At 68.0% G+C, this 17,545-nt stretch carries 17 protein-coding genes and 2 pseudogenes; 10 read left to right on the plus strand and 9 right to left on the minus strand.

Annotated elements, in window-relative coordinates:
- Window positions 1–286: 286 nt before the first annotated feature.
- Complete coding sequence (locus B082_RS0116015; RefSeq protein ID WP_018552825.1) at window positions 287–1,519, plus strand: IS256 family transposase; 1,233 nt, start codon at window positions 287–289, stop codon at window positions 1,517–1,519.
- 136 nt (window positions 1,520–1,655) lie between these two features.
- Here the strand turns inward: B082_RS0116015 and B082_RS37995 are convergent.
- Window positions 1,656–1,931: pseudogene (locus B082_RS37995) on the minus strand (transposase); the annotation flags it as partial.
- 646 nt (window positions 1,932–2,577) lie between these two features.
- Entirely contained in the window at window positions 2,578–2,955 is a 378-nt protein-coding gene (locus tag B082_RS0116025) for a DUF5655 domain-containing protein (protein WP_037710280.1), read from the minus strand.
- Window positions 2,956–3,445: 490 nt separating this feature from the next.
- Between B082_RS0116025 and B082_RS37460 the strand changes: the two genes are divergently transcribed.
- The 3 genes from B082_RS37460 to B082_RS37470 are packed head-to-tail and all read left to right on the plus strand — an operon-like array spanning window position 3,446 to window position 4,407.
- Entirely contained in the window at window positions 3,446–3,799 is a 354-nt protein-coding gene (locus B082_RS37460; protein ID WP_158688877.1) for a transposase family protein, read from the plus strand.
- Window positions 3,796–4,143, plus strand: coding sequence for a transposase (locus B082_RS37465; RefSeq protein WP_026249852.1), 348 nt, complete (start codon window positions 3,796–3,798; stop codon window positions 4,141–4,143). The genes B082_RS37460 and B082_RS37465 overlap by 4 nt, the downstream gene beginning before the upstream one ends.
- A gap of 42 nt (window positions 4,144–4,185) precedes the next feature.
- Entirely contained in the window at window positions 4,186–4,407 is a 222-nt protein-coding gene (locus tag B082_RS37470; RefSeq protein WP_018552828.1) for a hypothetical protein, read from the plus strand.
- A gap of 117 nt (window positions 4,408–4,524) precedes the next feature.
- On the opposite strand, the gene B082_RS0116045 is transcribed toward B082_RS37470, so the two are convergent.
- Window positions 4,525–5,520 carry a phosphotransferase family protein gene (locus tag B082_RS0116045; RefSeq protein ID WP_018552829.1) on the minus strand — a complete coding sequence of 332 codons (996 nt, stop codon included), beginning with the start codon at window positions 5,518–5,520 and terminating at the stop codon, window positions 4,525–4,527.
- Window positions 5,521–6,247: 727 nt separating this feature from the next.
- Between B082_RS0116045 and B082_RS36180 the strand changes: the two genes are divergently transcribed.
- Window positions 6,248–6,823 carry an antibiotic biosynthesis monooxygenase gene (locus tag B082_RS36180; protein WP_158688878.1) on the plus strand — a complete coding sequence of 192 codons (576 nt, stop codon included), beginning with the start codon at window positions 6,248–6,250 and terminating at the stop codon, window positions 6,821–6,823.
- A gap of 354 nt (window positions 6,824–7,177) precedes the next feature.
- Here the strand turns inward: B082_RS36180 and B082_RS0116065 are convergent, their stop codons facing one another.
- A complete protein-coding gene (locus B082_RS0116065; RefSeq protein WP_018552833.1) occupies window positions 7,178–8,452 on the minus strand; it encodes a DUF1266 domain-containing protein in 1,275 nt (424 codons plus the stop codon).
- 309 nt (window positions 8,453–8,761) lie between these two features.
- On the opposite strand from B082_RS0116065, the pseudogene B082_RS39880 reads away from it, so the two are divergent.
- The 4 genes and pseudogenes from B082_RS39880 to B082_RS0116085 form a co-directional block, all read left to right on the plus strand.
- Window positions 8,762–8,917: pseudogene (locus B082_RS39880) on the plus strand (nucleotidyltransferase domain-containing protein); the annotation flags it as partial.
- 90 nt (window positions 8,918–9,007) lie between these two features.
- A complete protein-coding gene (locus B082_RS0116075; protein ID WP_037710304.1) occupies window positions 9,008–9,649 on the plus strand; it encodes a hypothetical protein in 642 nt (213 codons plus the stop codon).
- A gap of 214 nt (window positions 9,650–9,863) precedes the next feature.
- Window positions 9,864–10,370, plus strand: a complete 507-nt coding sequence (locus tag B082_RS0116080) for a hypothetical protein (RefSeq protein WP_018552836.1) — start codon at window positions 9,864–9,866, stop codon at window positions 10,368–10,370.
- 731 nt (window positions 10,371–11,101) lie between these two features.
- Window positions 11,102–12,235 carry a pyridoxal-phosphate dependent enzyme gene (locus B082_RS0116085; protein WP_018552837.1) on the plus strand — a complete coding sequence of 378 codons (1,134 nt, stop codon included), beginning with the start codon at window positions 11,102–11,104 and terminating at the stop codon, window positions 12,233–12,235.
- A gap of 139 nt (window positions 12,236–12,374) precedes the next feature.
- Here the strand turns inward: B082_RS0116085 and B082_RS0116090 are convergent, their stop codons facing one another.
- Together B082_RS0116090 and B082_RS0116095 are read right to left on the minus strand one after the other, a co-directional pair.
- Window positions 12,375–12,773 carry a hypothetical protein gene (locus B082_RS0116090; protein ID WP_234018166.1) on the minus strand — a complete coding sequence of 133 codons (399 nt, stop codon included), beginning with the start codon at window positions 12,771–12,773 and terminating at the stop codon, window positions 12,375–12,377.
- 313 nt (window positions 12,774–13,086) lie between these two features.
- Window positions 13,087–13,497 (minus strand): RidA family protein, encoded by a 411-nt coding sequence (locus B082_RS0116095; protein ID WP_018552839.1) that lies wholly within the window; start codon window positions 13,495–13,497, stop codon window positions 13,087–13,089.
- Window positions 13,498–13,796: 299 nt separating this feature from the next.
- Here B082_RS0116095 and B082_RS0116100 point away from each other — a divergent pair, with 299 nt between their 5' ends.
- On the plus strand, window positions 13,797–14,366 hold the full coding sequence (locus B082_RS0116100) for a GNAT family N-acetyltransferase (protein WP_018552840.1): 570 nt from the start codon (window positions 13,797–13,799) through the stop codon (window positions 14,364–14,366).
- Between the two features lie 121 nt (window positions 14,367–14,487).
- Here the strand turns inward: B082_RS0116100 and B082_RS0116105 are convergent, their stop codons facing one another.
- From B082_RS0116105 to B082_RS0116115, 3 genes are all read right to left on the minus strand, one after another.
- On the minus strand, window positions 14,488–15,549 hold the full coding sequence (locus B082_RS0116105) for an amidohydrolase family protein (RefSeq protein ID WP_018552841.1): 1,062 nt from the start codon (window positions 15,547–15,549) through the stop codon (window positions 14,488–14,490).
- A 248-nt stretch (window positions 15,550–15,797) separates the two neighbouring features.
- Window positions 15,798–16,259 (minus strand): GNAT family N-acetyltransferase, encoded by a 462-nt coding sequence (locus B082_RS0116110; RefSeq protein WP_018552842.1) that lies wholly within the window; start codon window positions 16,257–16,259, stop codon window positions 15,798–15,800.
- Window positions 16,260–16,605: 346 nt separating this feature from the next.
- Window positions 16,606–17,517 carry an alpha/beta hydrolase family protein gene (locus B082_RS0116115; RefSeq protein WP_018552843.1) on the minus strand — a complete coding sequence of 304 codons (912 nt, stop codon included), beginning with the start codon at window positions 17,515–17,517 and terminating at the stop codon, window positions 16,606–16,608.
- Between the last annotated feature and the right edge of the window lie 28 nt (window positions 17,518–17,545).

Here is a 17,545-nt window from a genome sequence, read left to right on the forward strand (position 1 = left end):
GCCAGCGCCCGCTCCACGGTGGCGAGGTCGCCGATGTCCAGCGCCCCCTCCTCGTGGGCCTCGTCCGTGCCGAGGAAGGCCCCGGGATTGTCTGCACAGACCTCGGGCGAGGGAGCCGAGCTTGCTCACGCAGACCACGATCCGCATCCCGTAAACCGTTGCCTCCGCAGGCACGTGGACGCGTCCGTACTCGCTGGAGTCCTAGGTATCCCGCTCGAACTCGCACGAGGTACCCAAATCTACTGCTAGCTGACGCACCAACCCGCCGAACTTGAGGCCAACCACCATGCGCTCGTCATGGAGCGCCCGTTCCAGCCGGCACGGGCGCCCACGCCAGTCAGCCCTACAGCTGACCGGCGAGGGTGGGCTGCTCCAGCAGCTGACCAAGCGGCTCCTGGAGTCCGCCCTGGAGGGCGAGATCACTGACCACCTCGGCTATGACAAGCACGATCCCGCCGGGAAGAACGGCGGCAACAGCCGCAACGGGACCCGTGGCAAGACCGTGCTGACCGATGTCGGCCCGGTGGAGATAGCCGTGCCCCGTGACCGCGAGGGCTCCTTCGAACCGAAGATCGTCAAGAAGCGGCAGAAGCGTCTGTCGGGCGTCGACGAGATGGTCATCTCACTCGCCGCGAAGGGGTTGACGACCGGTGAGGTCCAGGCCCACCTGTCCGAGGTCTATGGCGCCGACGTGTCGCGCCAGACGATCTCCACGATCACCGACAAGGTCCTCGAAGGCATGGCCGAGTGGCAGAACCGGCCTCTGGACGCCGTCTATCCAGTGATCTTCATCGACGCGATCCACGTGAAGATCCGCGACGGCGCGGTGGCGAACCGGCCCATCTACGTGGCCCTGGCCGTCACCGCCGAGGGCCGGCGGGACATTCTCGGGCTGTGGGCCGGCGATGGCGGCGAGGGCGCCAAGCACTGGATGCACATCCTCACCGAGATCAAGAACCGCGGCGTGAACGACATCCTCATGCTCGTCTGCGACGGGCTCAAGGGCCTGCCCGACGCCGTCGAGACCGTCTGGCCCCGCACCACTGTCCAGACCTGCGTGGTCCACCTGCTGCGGAACTCCTTCCGCTATGCCGCCCGCCAAGACTGGGACAAGATCGCCAAGCTCCTCAAGCCCGTCTATACCGCGGCGACCGAGGAAGCCGCACTCGAGCGGTTCGTGGAGTTCGCCGACGCGTGGGGCAAGAAGTATCCGGCGATCGTCCGGCTCTGGGAGAACGCCTGGGAGGAGTTCATTCCCTTCCTCCGCTTCGACACCGAGATCCGCCGCATCGTCTGCACCACGAACGCCATCGAGTCCGTGAACGCGCGGATCCGGCGGGCAGTCAAGGCTCGCGGGCACTTCCCGAACGAGCAGGCCGCCCTGAAGTGCGTCTACATGGCGATCATGTCCCTGGACCCGACCGGCAAGGGCCAGGCCCGCTGGACCATGCGCTGGAAGACAGCCCTGAACGCCTTCGACATCACCTTCGACGGCCGCCTCTCCGCAGCACGCCAGTAACCCTCAACAACCCCAGTTACACCGCTTTTTTGGTTCTGTTTTACATCCGGTGGTGACGGATCGTGAGTATGGGGTAGCTCTACTTTGCAGAGAGTGAGGCCCACGCTCTGACCTATTGATCAGAAACTCATGGGGTTCACTCGTCGATGATGTAGCGGACGTGTCGGACGTGTCGGCCGCCGAAGTATCCGCGCACGATGTGCGGTTGGCGTTGGCGGCGGTGGAAGAACCGGCGGGTCTCGGTGGCGAGTTCGGTCTGGTTCCTGGCCCGGTGGGTGTGGGGCAGGCTGCGTTTGAGGTCGGCGTTGNCCAGCTCGTCCGGGTTCAGCTCGGGTGAGTACGAGGGCAGGAAGTGCAGCTCGACCTGGTCCTTGTGGTCGGCGAGCCAGGCCCGGACGGTCTTCGAGCGGTGTGCCGAATGNGGGGCCGATCATTACGCGCTCTCCGTCGGCGTCGATCCCCTCCCGGGCACCAGGAGGACGGCCGTGCCGTTCCACGTAAAGGAAAACCGGGCGGGTGGGTCACCAGAGGCCGAAGAACCGTGTCCACCAAGTAGGGCCGTGCGGCGGAGTACTCCAGCGCGCTAGGACCCTCGTAGTCGCTCTCCAACAATTCTCACGTAACCGAGGTCGGCCAGCGCCCGCTCCACGGTGGCGAGGTCGCCGATGTCCAGCGCCCCCTCCTCGTGGGCCTCGTCCGTGCCGAGGAAGGCCCCGGGATTGTCTGCGCAGACCTCGGGCGAGGGAGCCGAGCTTGCTCACGCAGACCACGATCCGCATCCCGTAGACCGTTGCCTCCGCAGGCACGTGGACGCGTCCGTACTCGCTGGAGTCCTGGGTATCCCGCTCGAACTCGCACGAGGTACCCAAATCTACTGCTAGCTGACGCACCAACCTGCCGAACTTGAGGCCAACCACCATGCGCTCGTCATGGAGCGCCCGTTCCAGCCGGCACGGGCGCCCACGCCAGTCAGCCCTACATGCCTTCCACCACGAAGGCATCTCCGCCCAGGGCGGGAACGGTCGGTGTGCCCACGAGTGGATGTGGGGCCTCGAAGGCTATTGCCTGAGGAGGTGAGCGCCCTCTCCGACACGGTAGGCCTCCTCTACCCAGCCCGCGAAGGTCTCATCGAGCTGATCAGCGGAAGAGAGTGTCAGATGGTGGACGTAGAGGCGCTTGGTGTAACCGACGGCGCGGGTGACGCGAGGGTCCTCGACGGTGCGCTGGAGATCGAGGTAGACACGCAAGCCGGTCGCGACGGGGTGACAGCCGGCGAAGCCACGACGCACACCCTTGAAAGTAACGGTGCTCTTGGAGACGGAGTAGACGAAAGGGCCGCATCGTTCAACGAGTTCGACGAACTTCCAGAACATTGCAACGGAGGTATCCGGCTTGCTTACGAGGTGGTCTTCGACCGTCCATTCCACGGATGTCATCCAGTGACCCTATAGGAGGGGGCAGGTGGTGACAGCACTTCCTGTGGCCGGGGCTCCCTCCGCGCGATTGATCCCGGGCAGCAGGAACAGGCGCACGGCCGGGAGAACCACGACCGCGCCGGAGTTGGCAACAGCGACGACCAGTCGATCGCCCCTCGGACCCCTCTCCTTCGCGACATCCCCCGACTCGCAGGACGAGCCCCTGTCCCACTGCCTCATCCTGGTCTCCCACCCGCCTCCACAGACGCAAATGACTATGTCGGACAGGCCGTCCAGGCCCACCTCGGCCAGACGGTGGCTTTATCGAGCAGTAGCGGGTTCTGGCACAGATCTTGGGGAGCCATCACGGAGCGTGACACGGTTGTTCGATTGCGAGTGACTGGCTCGTGCGAGACGGCATGCGCCTTGACGCCTGACGACCGGAAGTGACGCCCCTCAAGACCCTTCCATTCCCTGCTGTGGTCGGCTGAGGACGGTGATGGTGCTGGCTATGCAGACCGACGCGCTGTTCTGGGACTCACTGGTGTTCGCGGAGATCAGCGAGGTGGAGGTCAAAGCGGTTACGGTCGCGTTCGGCACGGCCGAAGTGGTAGCGAGAGGCCGTGCCGGCAGCGCCGGCTCTCCGGACTGCGGCCACTTCTCGGCCCGAGCCCACAACCGATACCAGCGCGGGCTGAGAGACCTTCCACTTGCTGACCAGGGTTATGTGATCCGGCTGACGGTTCGACGCTTCATCTGCGGACTTGCGAACTGCCCGCGCCGGACCTTCACCGAGCCGTTCTCCCGGCCGCTGCCCCGCACGCGCGGCTCACCACGCGGCTCAACCACGCACTCGGGCAAGTGAGGCTCGCCCTCGCGGGGCAGGCCGGCACTCGCCCGGCGGCCCAGCTGAACTTCGACGCGGGACGGATGACCACACTGCGCAGGGTCATGGCACTGCCTGATCCGCGGCTCAGTACGCCGCAGGTGCTCGGCATGGACGACTTCGCGATCCGCCGCGGCCAGAGCTATCCCACCGACCTGACCAGCGTCGAAGACCACCGAGTCGTCGATGTGCTCCCGACCCGCGAAGCCGGGCCGCTGGCCGCCTGGCTGAACCACCGCCACCCCGGCGGGAGGTCATCTACCGAAACCGGGCGGACTCCTACACCGAAGACGCCCGACGCGGAACCCCCCGACAGCCTGTAGGTCGCCGACCGGTTCCATCTGAGGCAGGGCCTCAACCGGACCATGGAAACCTACGTCACCGCCCACCACGACTACCTACACAACCCGATACCCACCGGCACACAGCCGCAAGCCATCGGACGGGCCTCCGGCCAGCGACAGGACGGCGTACGCGCATGCCTCGGACAGGCCATCCAGGACCATCTCGGCGGGTGGCTACAGGGCAACCCGCAACGGGTCGCGGCCATCATCGACCGGATCGTCCGGGGCTCCCATCGGGGCTGAGTAGCTGCGTACTGCCCTGGTGGCCGGCTTCACCGCCCGGAGGCCCCAGCCGACACCCCAACGCCGCCGCGTCGGCGGTGCTTGCCGGCCTCCAGGCCCCGTGTCACCCGGTCGAGTTCAGTAGCCGGTGGCCAGTCGGGTGGTGAGGTCGCGGATCTCGCCGTGGGTTTGGGCCAGCTCGGTGTGCATGGCGAATCTGTGGTATTCGAGCAGCAGGGCTGTGGCATGTTTCGCCTCGTAGACCAGTGCGCGCCAGCGGGCGCTTTCGGTCCGGCCCGCTTGGCCGTAGCTTTCCCAGAAGGCGTCTCGTTCGGTGCCTGGCTTGCGTAGTGCCAGGTAGATCGGCCAGTCGGCTTCCGGGTCGCCCCACCAGGTCCGGTCGCAGTCGAACACGCCTGTGATCATGGGTTCCGGTGCGGCTTCGGCGAGCATCGTGTTGCCGACCCAGAGGTCTCCGTGCAGCAGGCGGGGTTCGGTGACCTCGTCGAGCACGGTGCGGTTTCGGTCGGCCACTTCGACCAGCCTCATGATGTCGCTTGCGTCGAGTCCGGCGTCGCTGAGGTCTGCGGCCGCGTGGTCGAACCAGGTGAACAGTGCGTCGCTCCACCGTTCGTGCGCCGGGCCGGCGACTCGGCCGAAGGCCGGGCCGGGCACGCTGTGCACGGTGCGTGTGATGTCGCCCAGTTGACGGAAGAACGTGCCGCGCACGGGCTCCGGGTACGTCGTGAGTTTCTCTCCGGCAGGCACACCGGCCAGGAAGGTCTGGAACAGGTAGTCGCGGCCGATCACCTGGTGGGTGAAATCGATCGCGAGAGTGCGTGGCAGCAGGCCCGCGATCGGCGCCAGGTACGGGATGGTGGCGTGCTCGTTGCGCATCATCTCCGGGTCGGCCCTGGCCTGGCGGGCCGGTTCCGGGGAGACGCGCAGCACCACGGGCCGGTCGCTGCCCAGGTCGATCCTGTACGTGTTGTTGTAGTAGCCGCCCGCGAGTTCGTCCGCTGAACGCACGGTCACGCCCGCGCCGAAAGCCGTACGCGTAACGGCCGCGATTTCGGCCTCGGTCAGCGGCTGCTGGAATTCGCCGGGGCTTCGGTCGATCGGTTCATAGTCCATGGCCCTTCGACCCTATCCGGCAAGGCGTGGGGCCTTTCGGGTGTGGTGCGGAAGGCCCCGCACCACACCCGAAAGGCCGGGGGTTCGTATGCGGGGCCGCTCACGGTTGGGGGCTGTCAGACTTCGGTCAGGTCGTACGTTCCCGTGCCGTCCTGTTTGCCGCTGGAGTACTGGCGGATGAACTCACCGTCCGCGTAGCGGTCGTGGCCCATCATGGAGCCGGTGTACTTGTTCTGTACGCCGATCGACGAGCTGCCGGGGATCGTGCCAGCGATGAGCGAAGGGGGCGGAGGGCGGTCCGGTCCGTCTGCTGAATCGTGTGCGGGAGAACCCCGCCCCGGCTCCCGTGGCCGAAGCGGGGTTCTCCACGGTTTTCCGGCCGGTGGGGATGAGCCAGACCCAGACCCGGCCGGCGCACGGTGTTGCCGCGGATCCAGTCGCCTGCCGACGGTAGGGTCTGCGTGCTCATGCGGCCCTCCCACGCGGGGATGTGGCCTGTCGGCCGGAACTGCGGCCGTGCATGCTCGCAACAAGGCATGGCCCGCGCGGGCCTGGACGGTGTTGGCTGTGTGTGCTTGCCCTCGTACATAGCCGCGTCAGCGACAGGCATCAGGACCGGCAGGTCCGTGGTTCCGACAGCGGCCAGGGGCGACTCCGAACGAGACGGGCAGGGTCAGCAGTCCACCCCTTGACCTCAAGTGCACTTGATGCTTGAGAGTCGATGTCCATGACACGCTTTCTGGATCTCGTTCGCCCTGCCGCTGGAACAGTTTTGATGAGTGAGTGGCTCACTGGCACTGCCGAGCGTTCTCGCGCGGCCGCTGACGCTGTGATGGACGAGTGGGCGGCAGCCGAGACGCCCTCCGGGCGCCTGGCACAGCACGTCTTCCTGTCCACCGATGGCACCGGTCTCCTCTTCTATGCGCAGTGGACCAGCGATAAGGATCACCTGGCATGGGCCCGCGCCAACCGCACCAGGGCCGTCAGCCACATCGACACGCTCGTGCCCGGCATCGACCGTCCCGGGCTGGCCCGAAGCCGTCTCACCCACAGCGTGGTTCACGACTCGGAGCAGCCAGCCGGTGTCTTCGTAGTGAGCACGATGGCGGTGGACGAGGTGGAAGTCACCGTCGCGCCGGTGCCGGGCCTGCTCGCGGCACACGTCCACATGACATCCGATGGTGCGCAAGCGATGGTCGTCGCCGAATGGACCAACGCTGCCTCCCATGCGTCCGCCACCACTGGTGGCGTCGGCTTCAAGCGGTACACGCTCTATCGCGCGTTCGACGATGACCGCCGCTGACAGCTGTCCACGCGTGACCGGCAGGCGTGCATACACTTACCGGCACATCGATAACCATGGCCGGGACACGACGGGCAGCGCGGTCTCCTCTCCCGTCATGACGATCCCGAAGAGCGGAGTCGCCGAGCCCGGCTTCTTCATCGGGCAGCTACGGGTGCGGTTCACTGCCGAATAGGACGGATCTATCCTGCCGTGTCCGGCAAACATCCAGATCCAGGTCAATCATGGTCGCTTGCCCCTCATACGGCCAATCGGAGGGAAACGAGAGGACTTCTATATCTCAAGCCAGGATCCGCCCCAGGCGGGGACGTCCGCACGCTCTCGGCCTGCCCTGCCACGACCTGCCTGTGCACCTCAGTTCCAGGGGAGCGTGCGCCACGGGCCGGCCGGGTCCGTGGTCAGGGCGCGATGGGTCGCCAGGGCGGTCTCGTACCACTCGCCGAACTCCTCATCGTCGAAGTGGAGGCAGCGGCCGAGAATGTAGGCAGCCGAGAAGTTCTCCCACGAGCGGTAGTTGAGCTGGACGAGGCGGCCGGCGCGGACCACGGCCGCCTCCGCCTCCTGCAGGGAGCACAGTCGGGCGGCCAGGCCCCAGCGGGCCATGCCGGAAGCCCGGCCATAGTCCCAGGCCTCGACGCTTTGGACGAAGCCCCCTTCGGGTAGCAGGCCGTCGGCGCGGAACCGCGCCTCGTAACGGGCGATGCGGCCGATCAGCCGCTGCACGCCGGTCACTTGACCCTCCAGCTCCGCGGCGGTGACGGTGCGCCCCTGGGTGACACCGTCCGCGGTCAGGCGGGGTTCGGCGGCGGCCTCGGTGCGCCGGCGCACCACATTCGCCGCGGCCTGGCGCCAGTGGTCGACGTCGATGGGGCCCGCGAAGTCCAGGGCCATGGAGCGGCGCAGTTGCAGGACGAACTCCCACACGCCGCTGACCATCCCGGCGCTCAGCAGTTGCTCCTGCATTCCCTGCCAGTCCTCGCGGGTGCGGACGCCCCACCAGCGTTCCAGCGTGCTCTTCTCGATGCGGTAGCCGCTGCCGTGGTAGGCCATCGAGTTCCAGTAGTGTCCGTTGCGCACGTTGATGTGCGCGCCGGTCGCGAGACCGAAGGCGACGGGACCGCTGCGTGGCCCGCCCGTCTCCAGGGTGTGGACGGCGTCCTGGGCCAGCCCCGGCCGTTCGACCGGGGCTGAGTGTTGCTGCCACAGGGCGCGGCCCTCTGCCCCGGCCGGCAGGATGCCCTCGCAGGGGCTGCCGGGGTTGACAACGAGGTAGGGCGGGTCGTCCGGGTGCCAGGCCTGCGCGAACCAGCCCAGGTCGTAGCAGTTGTAGACCGGGTCGGCCACGGGGGGTGGCAGCATGCCGCCGGTGTAAACGGCCAGGCACTCGGTTTGGGTCTGCGCGCTCCAGTAGGGGTGGAAGCGGGTGTTGCCCGGGTTCGCGTCGACGTACGCCCGCGACTGCATCATGTACAGGTCGGCCCGGGCGACGAGGTCGTAGTATGCGGGCCAGTCGCCGCGCGCCTTCGCCTCGTACAGCCCCCTTTCGACCGTGCTCGGCGCCTGCCAGCCCTGCGCTGGGGCCGTCGGGCCGGGCAGGGTTCCTCCGTCGTGGCCTGCTGTCAAACCCATGGGTAAACCTTAAGGGGTGGTCCGGCACGGTCGGCGTGCCGGACCCTTCGGGCGGGGGGGAGGGCACCTGTGCGAGGGCGCCGAGGCGGTCCTCGGAGAGTTCGGTGGCGTCCAAGCGCCGGGTCTCCCGGATCCACACCATGACCGGCAGCCCCAACCAGCCAAATGCGCCGACGTCTACGGATCTTCGCAATGCGTGATCGCCTTTGGGTGGATGGCGAGCGGTATGGACAGCCGCCGAGCCGGCTATCCCGGCCGAGCGGCCGATGGGCGCTTCAGGCAGTGCGCCCAGCCAGTTCGCGGTTGTCCGCCTGCTTCGTCACCAGCATGATTCAATACCGCACCGTTCCCTGTCTGTCCGCTGAGCAGCAGGTCTACTTTCACCAGGGCTACGAGCCCAGAGATCGGGATCTCCACGACATGGCCCGCCTCCGCGAAGCATTCGGGGTCACCACGCACTTCTGATCGTTGCACTCGCCTGTCCCGCGGGCCGAGGCGAGGTGCCTCGGGTAATCGGGAAGCCGTATGGGCGCGGAGTGCGGCAGACTTCGCCGGGTGATCGCCGTGCACCCCGTCCTGGAGACGTACGGGCCTGAGGGCTTCGGCCTCTGGCCTGTCACCGAGATCGAGCCGTTCAGCTGGCTGCCCCTCAGCGGTGAGCTCTCGCCCGCCGAGGTCGGGACAGCCATGATGTGCATCGTCAGCTGCAATGACATCGAGCCCGACGGCTCTCGGCCTCCTCGGCCTGCCGCTCCGCTTGACTCGTTCCTTCATGGGCTGTTGACGTTCGACAGCCTCTTCGCACCCGGTGGCTTGCGGGTCACCGACCAGTCCACGGGCGCAGCCTTTCTGCCCGGTTGTTGTGATGGGCTGGAGGACTGGCGGGACTGGTACCAGTTCGTCGGCGACGGCCGCACGCTCGCCTTCGGTCACGACCCCGTGTCACCGCTTGCGGAGCGTTTCGGCGACACCGCCCGTCTCACTGTCAACGCTGAGCAGAGCGACAGTCAGGTGATCGAACTGTCCGTCGCCGAATTCCGCGATCTGCTCGATGGTGCCGAGCGCGACTTGACCGCCTTCCACGTGCTGGCCGCCGATTGGTCCTCCAGGTACCTGCCCGACCACTGCGCTGCCGTCACAGCTGCTCTCGCCCGCGTTCTGGACGTTCCCTCTCTGGTCAGCCCGGTCCGGGCGTAGGGCTTGGGTTTCAGGCCGGTGACGGTGGGGCAGCCGGCATTCGCGGCGACGAACTGGCGTAGCGGTGCTGCGCGGTCCGGCGGATACGTGCGTTGTCTTCGCGCGCCACTGCCCCCCACCGAGTTGAACGCGTTCAAAGGCTCTGGCAGGGTACCTCTCCATGGCCCTCCGCACCTACCGGTCGGCCAAGGCGGGCTGAGCGCGGGAGGTCCTGGTGGCGGGCAGTAGCAGGCTACGTGCGTGGGAGGCCCTCGGCGGCTTGATGGTGGTGCCGGCCGTTCTGACGGCGTGCGCCGGCCCGTATCAGTACTACGAGGGAACAGGGCTCCATGACACTAAGGCGGCCGAAGTCGCCGGGGGCTGGGGCGGCTTCGACGGGACCCGCGTGGCGCTTCGCAAGGACGGAACGGCACTTCTCGAAAAGCTCGACGGGCAGGGCTTCGACTTCGACGACGGCTGGCGCCTCTCCGGGACGGGAACTTGGCGGCTGACCGACAGCGATGGCGGACAGGTCGTCCGGCTCGCGCTGACGACCCGGAAACGAGTGGAGATGCGCTCCACCGCCGGGGCCTCTGACGCCGAGGCTCCCGAGCCCCCGTCGACGTACGCGTGGTCCTTCTACGTGGACCGCGATCAGCACGACGCGTTGAAGCTGTTCTTCTTCTACGGCGATCCCGACATCGGCAACACCTACCTGATGACGCGAGAGACAGCGCCGTAGCCGATCTCGATCGGAGGCGGGCCCGGCCGCGTTTGTGGGCGAGCTGAGTGGGCTGGGGCGGTGCGGTGCCCGGGGTGCCGATGATGCCGGGGCAATCCGGTGCGGGTACTGACAGACAGGGTGGCTTGGGTGGGGTGCCTGCGTCTGCCTGGTACCTTCCGGCGTGAACTTCACTTCGGGCGGGACGAGCGGGCCACGTCTCGACGCTGCCGCCTTGGCACAGGCTGACCGCGGCAACAACATATGTGGGTCCTTCACAGCAACCGCCAGCGCTCGACTCGCGGCCGAAGCGTTCCACTCAGGGGGCTGGAGGGTCCGCCGTTCGAGCCGGACTGATTTCGAGGTCGAAAGTGCCTATGCGGAGCTGGAGCTGACGCCGCTCGATCCTGTGGCCTTCAGTGGGTTCGTGGACCCCGGCCGCATCGCCGTACTCATAGCGGCTCTGAGTGAGATGGGCCTGCCTTTCACCATCGAGTTCGAGGACAGCGGCGGTCGGATTCACCTTTATCGTTGTGCAGGACCTCCCAGTTGCTGACAGGTGATCGTTCGGCGGGCCGCACCCGGTCGGGCCGTGGGTCAGGCGTGCCGGTGCCTCGTGTGTACGCATGGCTCGGTGAGGTCAGGCTGAAGCGGACGTGCCAGTCGAGGCCTGCCGCTTGGAAACCGCGTACGCCGAGTTGCTCCCGCGCAGCCGGGACCTGCGCCCCGAACGGAGAGGAACGAACCGCACCATGCCTGAGAGCACTCCGCAGCTCGTCGACCGCAGCGGCCGCCGCTACGCACCCGACCAGCCCCGTTGGCGCGGTAACGACGGCACGCCGCTGATGATGGAACCCCTGCCCGGCATCACCCGCCGACAGATCGACACGAGCGTCAACTCCCAGTGGCGCTACCGCGCCGCGCTCCCCCTGCCTCAGACTGAACCCGTCACGTTGGGCGAAGGCCGCACGCCCTTGCTGCGACGCACTCTCGCCGGGCTCCAGGTCTCCATCAAGCCCGAGTCCATGAACCCCACTGGAAGTTTCAAGGACCGCGGCAGCTCCGTCATGATCAGCGCGCTGCGCCACCAAGGCGTCCAGCAACTCCTGGAAGACTCCAGCGGCAACGGCGGCTCCTCCGTCGCCGCATACAGCGCCGCCGCCGGCATCGACGCCCGGATCATCGCTCCCGCGTCCACCTCGCCCGCGAAGATCGTGCAGAGTCGGCTGCACGGAGCCGGCGTCGACCTTGTCCCCGGCAGCCGCCAGGACGTCGCCGACGAAGCAGTCCGGCGGGCGGGCACCCGTTTCTACGCAAGCCACAACTGGCACCCCCAGTTCCTTCAGGGCGTCAAACTGATCGCCTACGAAATCTGGGAGGACCTTGGGTTCACCGCTCCGTCGGCCGTCATCGTCCCCGCGGGGGCCGGCAGCCTCGTGCTGGGCTGTGCCATGGGCTTCGCCGAGCTCAAACGGTCCGGCGAGATCGACCGGGTCCCCCGCATCCTGATCAGCCAGCCCGAGCGGTGCTGCCCACTCGTCCGTGCCTTGGACGACGGGGCCGCCGAGGTCGACGCCCGTACCTGGTCCAAGACGCTCGCCGAGGGGACGGCCATCGCCCAGCCGGTACGCGATCGGGAAGTCCTCCAGGCGATCCGGGACAGCAACGGCGCCGCCACCGCAGTGGCCGAGGACGCACTCCTACCCGCCGTCCGAGAGCTCGCCGGCAGCGGCGTGTTCGTCGAGCCCACCAGCGCCCAAGTTCTGCCGGCCCTGCGCCAGTTCCGCGCCGCCGGACACGTCGGCGCGGACGACACCGCCGTCCTGGTCCTTACCGGCTCCGGGCTGAAGGCCGCCCAGGCTCTCAGTCAGATCGTCATCGGCTAGACCGTGTCCGATGGGGCGGGTATCGCGTCCTCGATACCTTTCGGGGGCCGCTACCCGTTACGGGCAGGCCTGTGCCCTGCATCGCAGGTGGGTCGTGTCCTCGATCCGCCGGCGGCCCGCCGGAAGTGAGACGCCCCGCTCAGAGGTCTGTTGCTTCCGGGTAGTGGCGACGTAGCTCGGTGAGTATGCGCTCGTCATGAACTCGGACGTCCCACAACGAACTGTCCACCTCCGTCAGAACCACCGCCATCTTGTCCCCGACGAACCCGCGTGCTTCGGCGTCGATCAGCTGAAGGGACTGGGTCGTCAGAGACAACAGCGTCAACGTGTCCATGCCGCCGTCGGCGGACCATCTCTCCATCTCGGCACAGCGAGGATCGACTAGCTCGTCGAATTCGACACGCCATGTCACGCCCAGGCCGAAGCTGCCGAGGCGAACGAGTAGTTCAGCCAGGGACACGTAGTGGCTTCCACACCAGGCGGGGAACGTGATTCCCTTCATCTCCGCCGCTTCTGCTTCCGCGGTTTCGCGTGACATGTGGCCCTCTCGAAGCCCGCAACACAGTCATGCGCCAGGCAGTTCGGCATCCTGGGCGGCTGCACGTCACGATCTCCTGGCCTCGTGGCGTGCAGATGCGCCATGTGAACATCCCTGCGAGATTCTCCGCAGAGGCCTGGGGTTGCGGTCCGGAGGAGATCTCTGTCGCTGACGCGGGCGGGTACGGCACGATGCGTCAGGTCGCTCCCGTCTTCGGCAGGACCTGATCAGGGCCCCCGAGGACGCACCCCAGGCTCTGCGGTGGGACGGCCGGCCGTCCCCGCATTCGTGATGTCCTTGGATAAATAAGGTCTCAAGAATCGAGCACGGCTGCGACGCCTTCGATCTCGACGAGTTGGTCCTTGTAGCCGAGCACGGTGACGCCCATCAAGGTGCTGGGGACGTCATGGTCGGCGAACAAGTCCCGGACCACCTGCCAGGCAGCCACCAGGTCCTCCCGGCGGGCCGATGCGACGAGGACCCGGGTACTGATGACGTCCCGCAGTGACGCCCCCGCGGCAGCGAGAGCGGCCTGCATGTTCTCCATGGCCTTCGCTGCCTGACCCGCATAATCCCCGATCGCCGCCGTGGAACCGTCGTCGTTCAGCGGACACGCCCCGGCGAGGAAGATCAGGCGTGACTCGGCGGGCGCGGTGGCCGCGTAGGCGTACTCGGCGATGTCGGACAGGGCGGTGGAGCGGATCAGAGTAACGGCACGAGCCACGGTTGGCGGGTCCTTTCCCATCGAATGGTGAGCGGGAACATCCTGCCAACGGCCAGTTGGCTCCGCCTTCCCATTTTCCTCGCGCTCCCCCGGCCACGCTGTCCTTTCTGCACGAGATTGCCACGCCTGATGGTCACCGGCTGATTGCGGAACCCATGAAGGGACGCTGTTCCTGGAGACAACGAGCGCATTAAACCGGTTGCCCAGCCGTGGGCCGGTGCGCAGAATCTCCGCCGTGATCCCTCAACGTCGTGACCGCCGCCGTCCGGAAACCGCCGCACATGTTGAGGATCACTGTCTTGAGCTACGTCATACGTGAGTACACCCCCGCCGACGAGACCGCCTGGCTGCGCTGCCGGGTGCTCTCCTTCCTGAGCACCGCCTATTTCGACGATGTTCTCAGGGCCAAGCCCGTGGTCGCCGCGCCAGGCTTCCAGTTGGTGGCGTCCGAGGAACCGGGTGCCGTCGTCGGGATTCTGGATGTCGGCGTCGAGGGGGCGCTGGCAACCGTCGACACCGTCGCCGTCCACCCCGATCACCAGCGCCGCGGCATCGGCCGCTCCCTGCTCGCCGAGGCCCGTGCCCGGTCCGGCGCCCTCGGTGTGCGGACGCTGGACGCCTGGACGCGGGACGACCCGGACACGCTGCGCTGGTACCGGGCCATGGGTTTCGCCGAGAGCGAGCACTACCTGCACGTCTACGCGAACTACTACACCGACGCCGCGGAGCCGGACCGGGCCATCGCCCAACGGCGCCCGGGGCTACGGCCGATGCTCGCCTTCCTGCACGCCGGCCTGCGTGACGAGGCGCTGCTGCGGGAGCAGTTTGCCCGGGTACACGTCTGCCGCCGCTTCGCCCTGGAACTCTGAGCCGGGCTCACGCACCCCGGCCCGTGGCCGGTCGCTCCGGCCACGGGTCCCGGCGTTCTCAGGCAACCGACCGGCGCCCCGTGGGCCTCGTCGCGGAAGGCCTGCGGAGCAGGGCGCCGGGTCAGCGCATGATCCGGCCCCGCAGAATCACTCGTTTCGGTTGTCCGAGAACCTGGGGCTCCGCAGCAGGGTCCCGGTCGTACGCGACGAGGTCGGCGGGCGCTCCGTCGACCAGGCCCGGCAGCCCGAGCCAGTCCCGCGCCGTCCATGAGGCAGCACCGAGCGCCTCCTCCGCCGGCATCCCTGCCCGGAGCAGCCATCGGGACTCGTTGGCGACGGTGCCGCAGGGGAAGGTGTCCGTGCCGGCCAGGACTGTGACACCCGCTTCGTGTGCCAGACGCACATTGTCGATCATGCCCTGCCAGCCGAGGAGCCAGTCCGAGCGCTTGGCGCTGGATTCGCGGCCGCGCCAGACCTCGGCGCTCTCGGCGAATGCCGAGAGGGTCGGTACGTACGCGGTGCCCTGCCCGGCCATCAGGTCCAGGAGATCCGGATCGAGGTGCATGCCGTGTTCGAGGCTGTCGGCTCCGGCCAGGACCGCGTTTCGTGAGCCCTCACCGGTCTGGCAGTGCACGGCGACCCTCCCACCGGTTGCGTGCACCGCGTCCACGGTCGCCTTCAGCACGTCCAGGGGCACTGCCGGATCGTCCCACCGCCAGTCACCGATGACCTTGCACCATCCCGACGAAGCCGTGGCCTCCTCGACCGCGGCCCCCGCCAACTCGTGCTCGCCGACGTCTCGTCCTGCCCCGGGGAAGAAGCGCCCGGGAGTCGCCAGCCACTGCCCCGCCGATCGGACGCGCGGCAACTCGGCTTCCTTGTCGACCCAGCCAGGCATCCGCTCCACAGTCCCCGGTGTCCGCACCAGCAGCACGCCCGCGTCCCGGTGCTCCGACAAGTGCCGCCGCAACAGCTCCTCGTCGAATCTGTCATCCGGGCTCTCCGCTCCCGGATGCGTATGGACATCGACAAGACCCGGCAGCAGCCAGCCGCCGTCCACCACCGTCTCCACCTGCTTCGCGGCTGCTTCAGCCGGTGGTTCGGTCCGCAGGCGCTCCCCGTCGATCCAGAAGGTGCGCTCCTCGCGCTCGGGCAGTACGACACCGCGTATACGCATGATCATGGCTACGAACCTACGCGCCTCGGCCGGAGCGTCCCCAGCTCTTGGGCAGTCATTGAACGGCTCACGCTCTGGGCTTCCGGGCGGAAACTCAGCGCAGTTGCTCGGCCGGCCCGACAATGATGCCCGCCGGACCGCAGAGGTGGCAGAGCCGATAGCTGTCCTCGAACCGGGCGATCTTGCGCGAGCGGCCGGTGGGGGCCGCTGATCCGTCCCGCCTGCTCGCCTCCCCGGCCGGCGGAAACCGGGCTTCAGCTCCGAATCTTGCACACGTACTGGGTGAGGGCCCGGCCCGGAATCGACCCGGAGGGAACTCGGCCGACAGGGACGCCTCCCATGGCCTCGTAGAACGGCTCGGCGTTCGGGTCCGCGTCGATGGTGAACCGGGTGAACCCCAGGGCCCGAGCGGTCTCGACCGCGCGAGTGAACAGCAGACGGCCGATGCCCTGTCCGATCGCGTCAGGATCGACGAACATCATGCCCAGGACGCCGTGCGGCGGCTCCCCCTCGAAGGTCGTGAAGCCCACGACGGTGCCGTCGCGCTCCGCAACGGCTGTCCGACGGCCTGCGAGCTCCGGGCCTCTGAGCGTGAGTTCCTCGCGACACGAGGCAAGGAACTCGGCGTCATACCCCCAGTGGGCCTTCGAACGGAGGGCCAGGTCGGACAGGAAGCTCGCTTCCTCATCCCGGGCAGCCCGAATCGCGATGGTCATGCAGCACCTCCACTTCGGTGTGGGAGGTTCCTCCCGGTACTTCCTGCCGAGCCAACGCGCGACCAGGGCTGCCGGTTCCGTTGCGCCCTTGAGCGCCGCATCAGCGCAGGGCCGGAGCGCATTCCGAAATGCTCCGTACGGGCTGCCGTCCCGGGGCGCAGACTGCCGTCGGGCCGGAGTTCGCCCGACGCGATCGCGGCGACCGGGCGGTCGAGGGTTCCTTAGCCGTGCCGGGCGAGCCATGGGCCCACTGCTGACGCGTCGCGCGGGCAGCCGGGCATCAGCGGCCTTCCGGCGGCGCAGGGCCCGTCAGCCCCGCGCCGCCGGTCGTGCGGTCCGGCCGGGGTCACTTGCTGGTGATGCTCCACGTGCCGTCTTCGGTCGTAGCGGCGTTGTCGAGGGCGGTCCACGCGGCGGCGTCGAGGGCGAAGGTGTTGAGGAGGTACGCGGAGATCGCGTCGGCGACGAGGGCGACGCGGGCGGGGTCCTCGTCGGTGGTCTCGGCGGCGGCCTCGCCGGCTATGCCGCCCAAGGTGTGCTCGCCCTCGGCGATGGTGAGCAGGCTCTTCGGGGAGGGGCTGAGGTGGTAGGCGTCGGTGAACCAGTCCGGTCCGCGGGTGGAGAGTTGTGACTGGTCCTTGCCGCCGGCGATGACGAGGGCCGGGGTGGTCATGGTGGAGTAGTCCGGCCTCATGAACGGGAGGTGCTCGGCGGCGAACGGGGTGAGGGTGTCGCCGGTTCCGGTCGCGGCGATGAGTGCGCCGGCGGTGGGTGCGGCGTGGGAGAAGTCCTCTCCGGGTGTGCCGTCGGCGTCGAGTACGCGTGCGCCGAGGAGCGCTCCGGCGGTCTGGGCTCCCCAGGAGTGGCCGACGATGGCGATGCGCGCGCGGTCGACGCGGGGCTCCAGGCCGCCGGCTTGGGCGAGGATGTCGCCGAGGCCGTCGAGGACCGCGTGGAGGTCGGCGATCCGGACGCGCCAGATGGTGGCGAAGCGCGGGTCGTCCCACCCGAGGCCGTTGCGGCGGGAGTCCAGGTGGGTGGGCTGCACGACGACGAATCCGGCGGCGGCCCATCGGTCGACGAGGGGCTCGTATCCGTCCATGGACCAGGCGTTGCCGTGGGAGAAGACAATGACGGGTAGGTTCTGGCCCGAGAGCGGGGCGGTGACCTTCACCAGCAGGTCGGTGCCGCGGCCGGGCGCGGGGACGGTGATGGGCTTGACCGCGACGATCCGCTGGTCGAGGTGGCTGGAAGACATGGGAGTCCTGCGCTTTCCCGGTGAGATC

Source organism: Streptomyces sp. ATexAB-D23 (assembly GCF_000373645.1).
GTDB lineage: Bacteria > Actinomycetota > Actinomycetes > Streptomycetales > Streptomycetaceae > Streptomyces > Streptomyces castrisilvae.

What these genes read in the sequence shown, in the direction of transcription:
- B082_RS0116015 (WP_018552825.1), top strand. Translation starts at nt 287, where the DNA reads ATGCGCTCGTCATGGAGCGCCCGTTCCAGCCGGCACGGGCGCCCACGC.
- B082_RS0116025 (WP_037710280.1), bottom strand. Translation starts at nt 2,955, where the DNA reads ATGACATCCGTGGAATGGACGGTCGAAGACCACCTCGTAAGCAAGCCG.
- B082_RS37460 (WP_158688877.1), top strand. Translation starts at nt 3,446, where the DNA reads ATGCAGACCGACGCGCTGTTCTGGGACTCACTGGTGTTCGCGGAGATC.
- B082_RS37470 (WP_018552828.1), top strand. Translation starts at nt 4,186, where the DNA reads ATGGAAACCTACGTCACCGCCCACCACGACTACCTACACAACCCGATA.
- B082_RS0116045 (WP_018552829.1), bottom strand. Translation starts at nt 5,520, where the DNA reads ATGGACTATGAACCGATCGACCGAAGCCCCGGCGAATTCCAGCAGCCG.
- B082_RS36180 (WP_158688878.1), top strand. Translation starts at nt 6,248, where the DNA reads ATGACACGCTTTCTGGATCTCGTTCGCCCTGCCGCTGGAACAGTTTTG.
- B082_RS0116065 (WP_018552833.1), bottom strand. Translation starts at nt 8,452, where the DNA reads ATGGGTTTGACAGCAGGCCACGACGGAGGAACCCTGCCCGGCCCGACG.
- B082_RS0116085 (WP_018552837.1), top strand. Translation starts at nt 11,102, where the DNA reads ATGCCTGAGAGCACTCCGCAGCTCGTCGACCGCAGCGGCCGCCGCTAC.
- B082_RS0116090 (WP_234018166.1), bottom strand. Translation starts at nt 12,773, where the DNA reads ATGTCACGCGAAACCGCGGAAGCAGAAGCGGCGGAGATGAAGGGAATC.
- B082_RS0116105 (WP_018552841.1), bottom strand. Translation starts at nt 15,549, where the DNA reads ATGATCATGCGTATACGCGGTGTCGTACTGCCCGAGCGCGAGGAGCGC.
- B082_RS0116110 (WP_018552842.1), bottom strand. Translation starts at nt 16,259, where the DNA reads ATGACCATCGCGATTCGGGCTGCCCGGGATGAGGAAGCGAGCTTCCTG.
- B082_RS0116115 (WP_018552843.1), bottom strand. Translation starts at nt 17,517, where the DNA reads ATGTCTTCCAGCCACCTCGACCAGCGGATCGTCGCGGTCAAGCCCATC.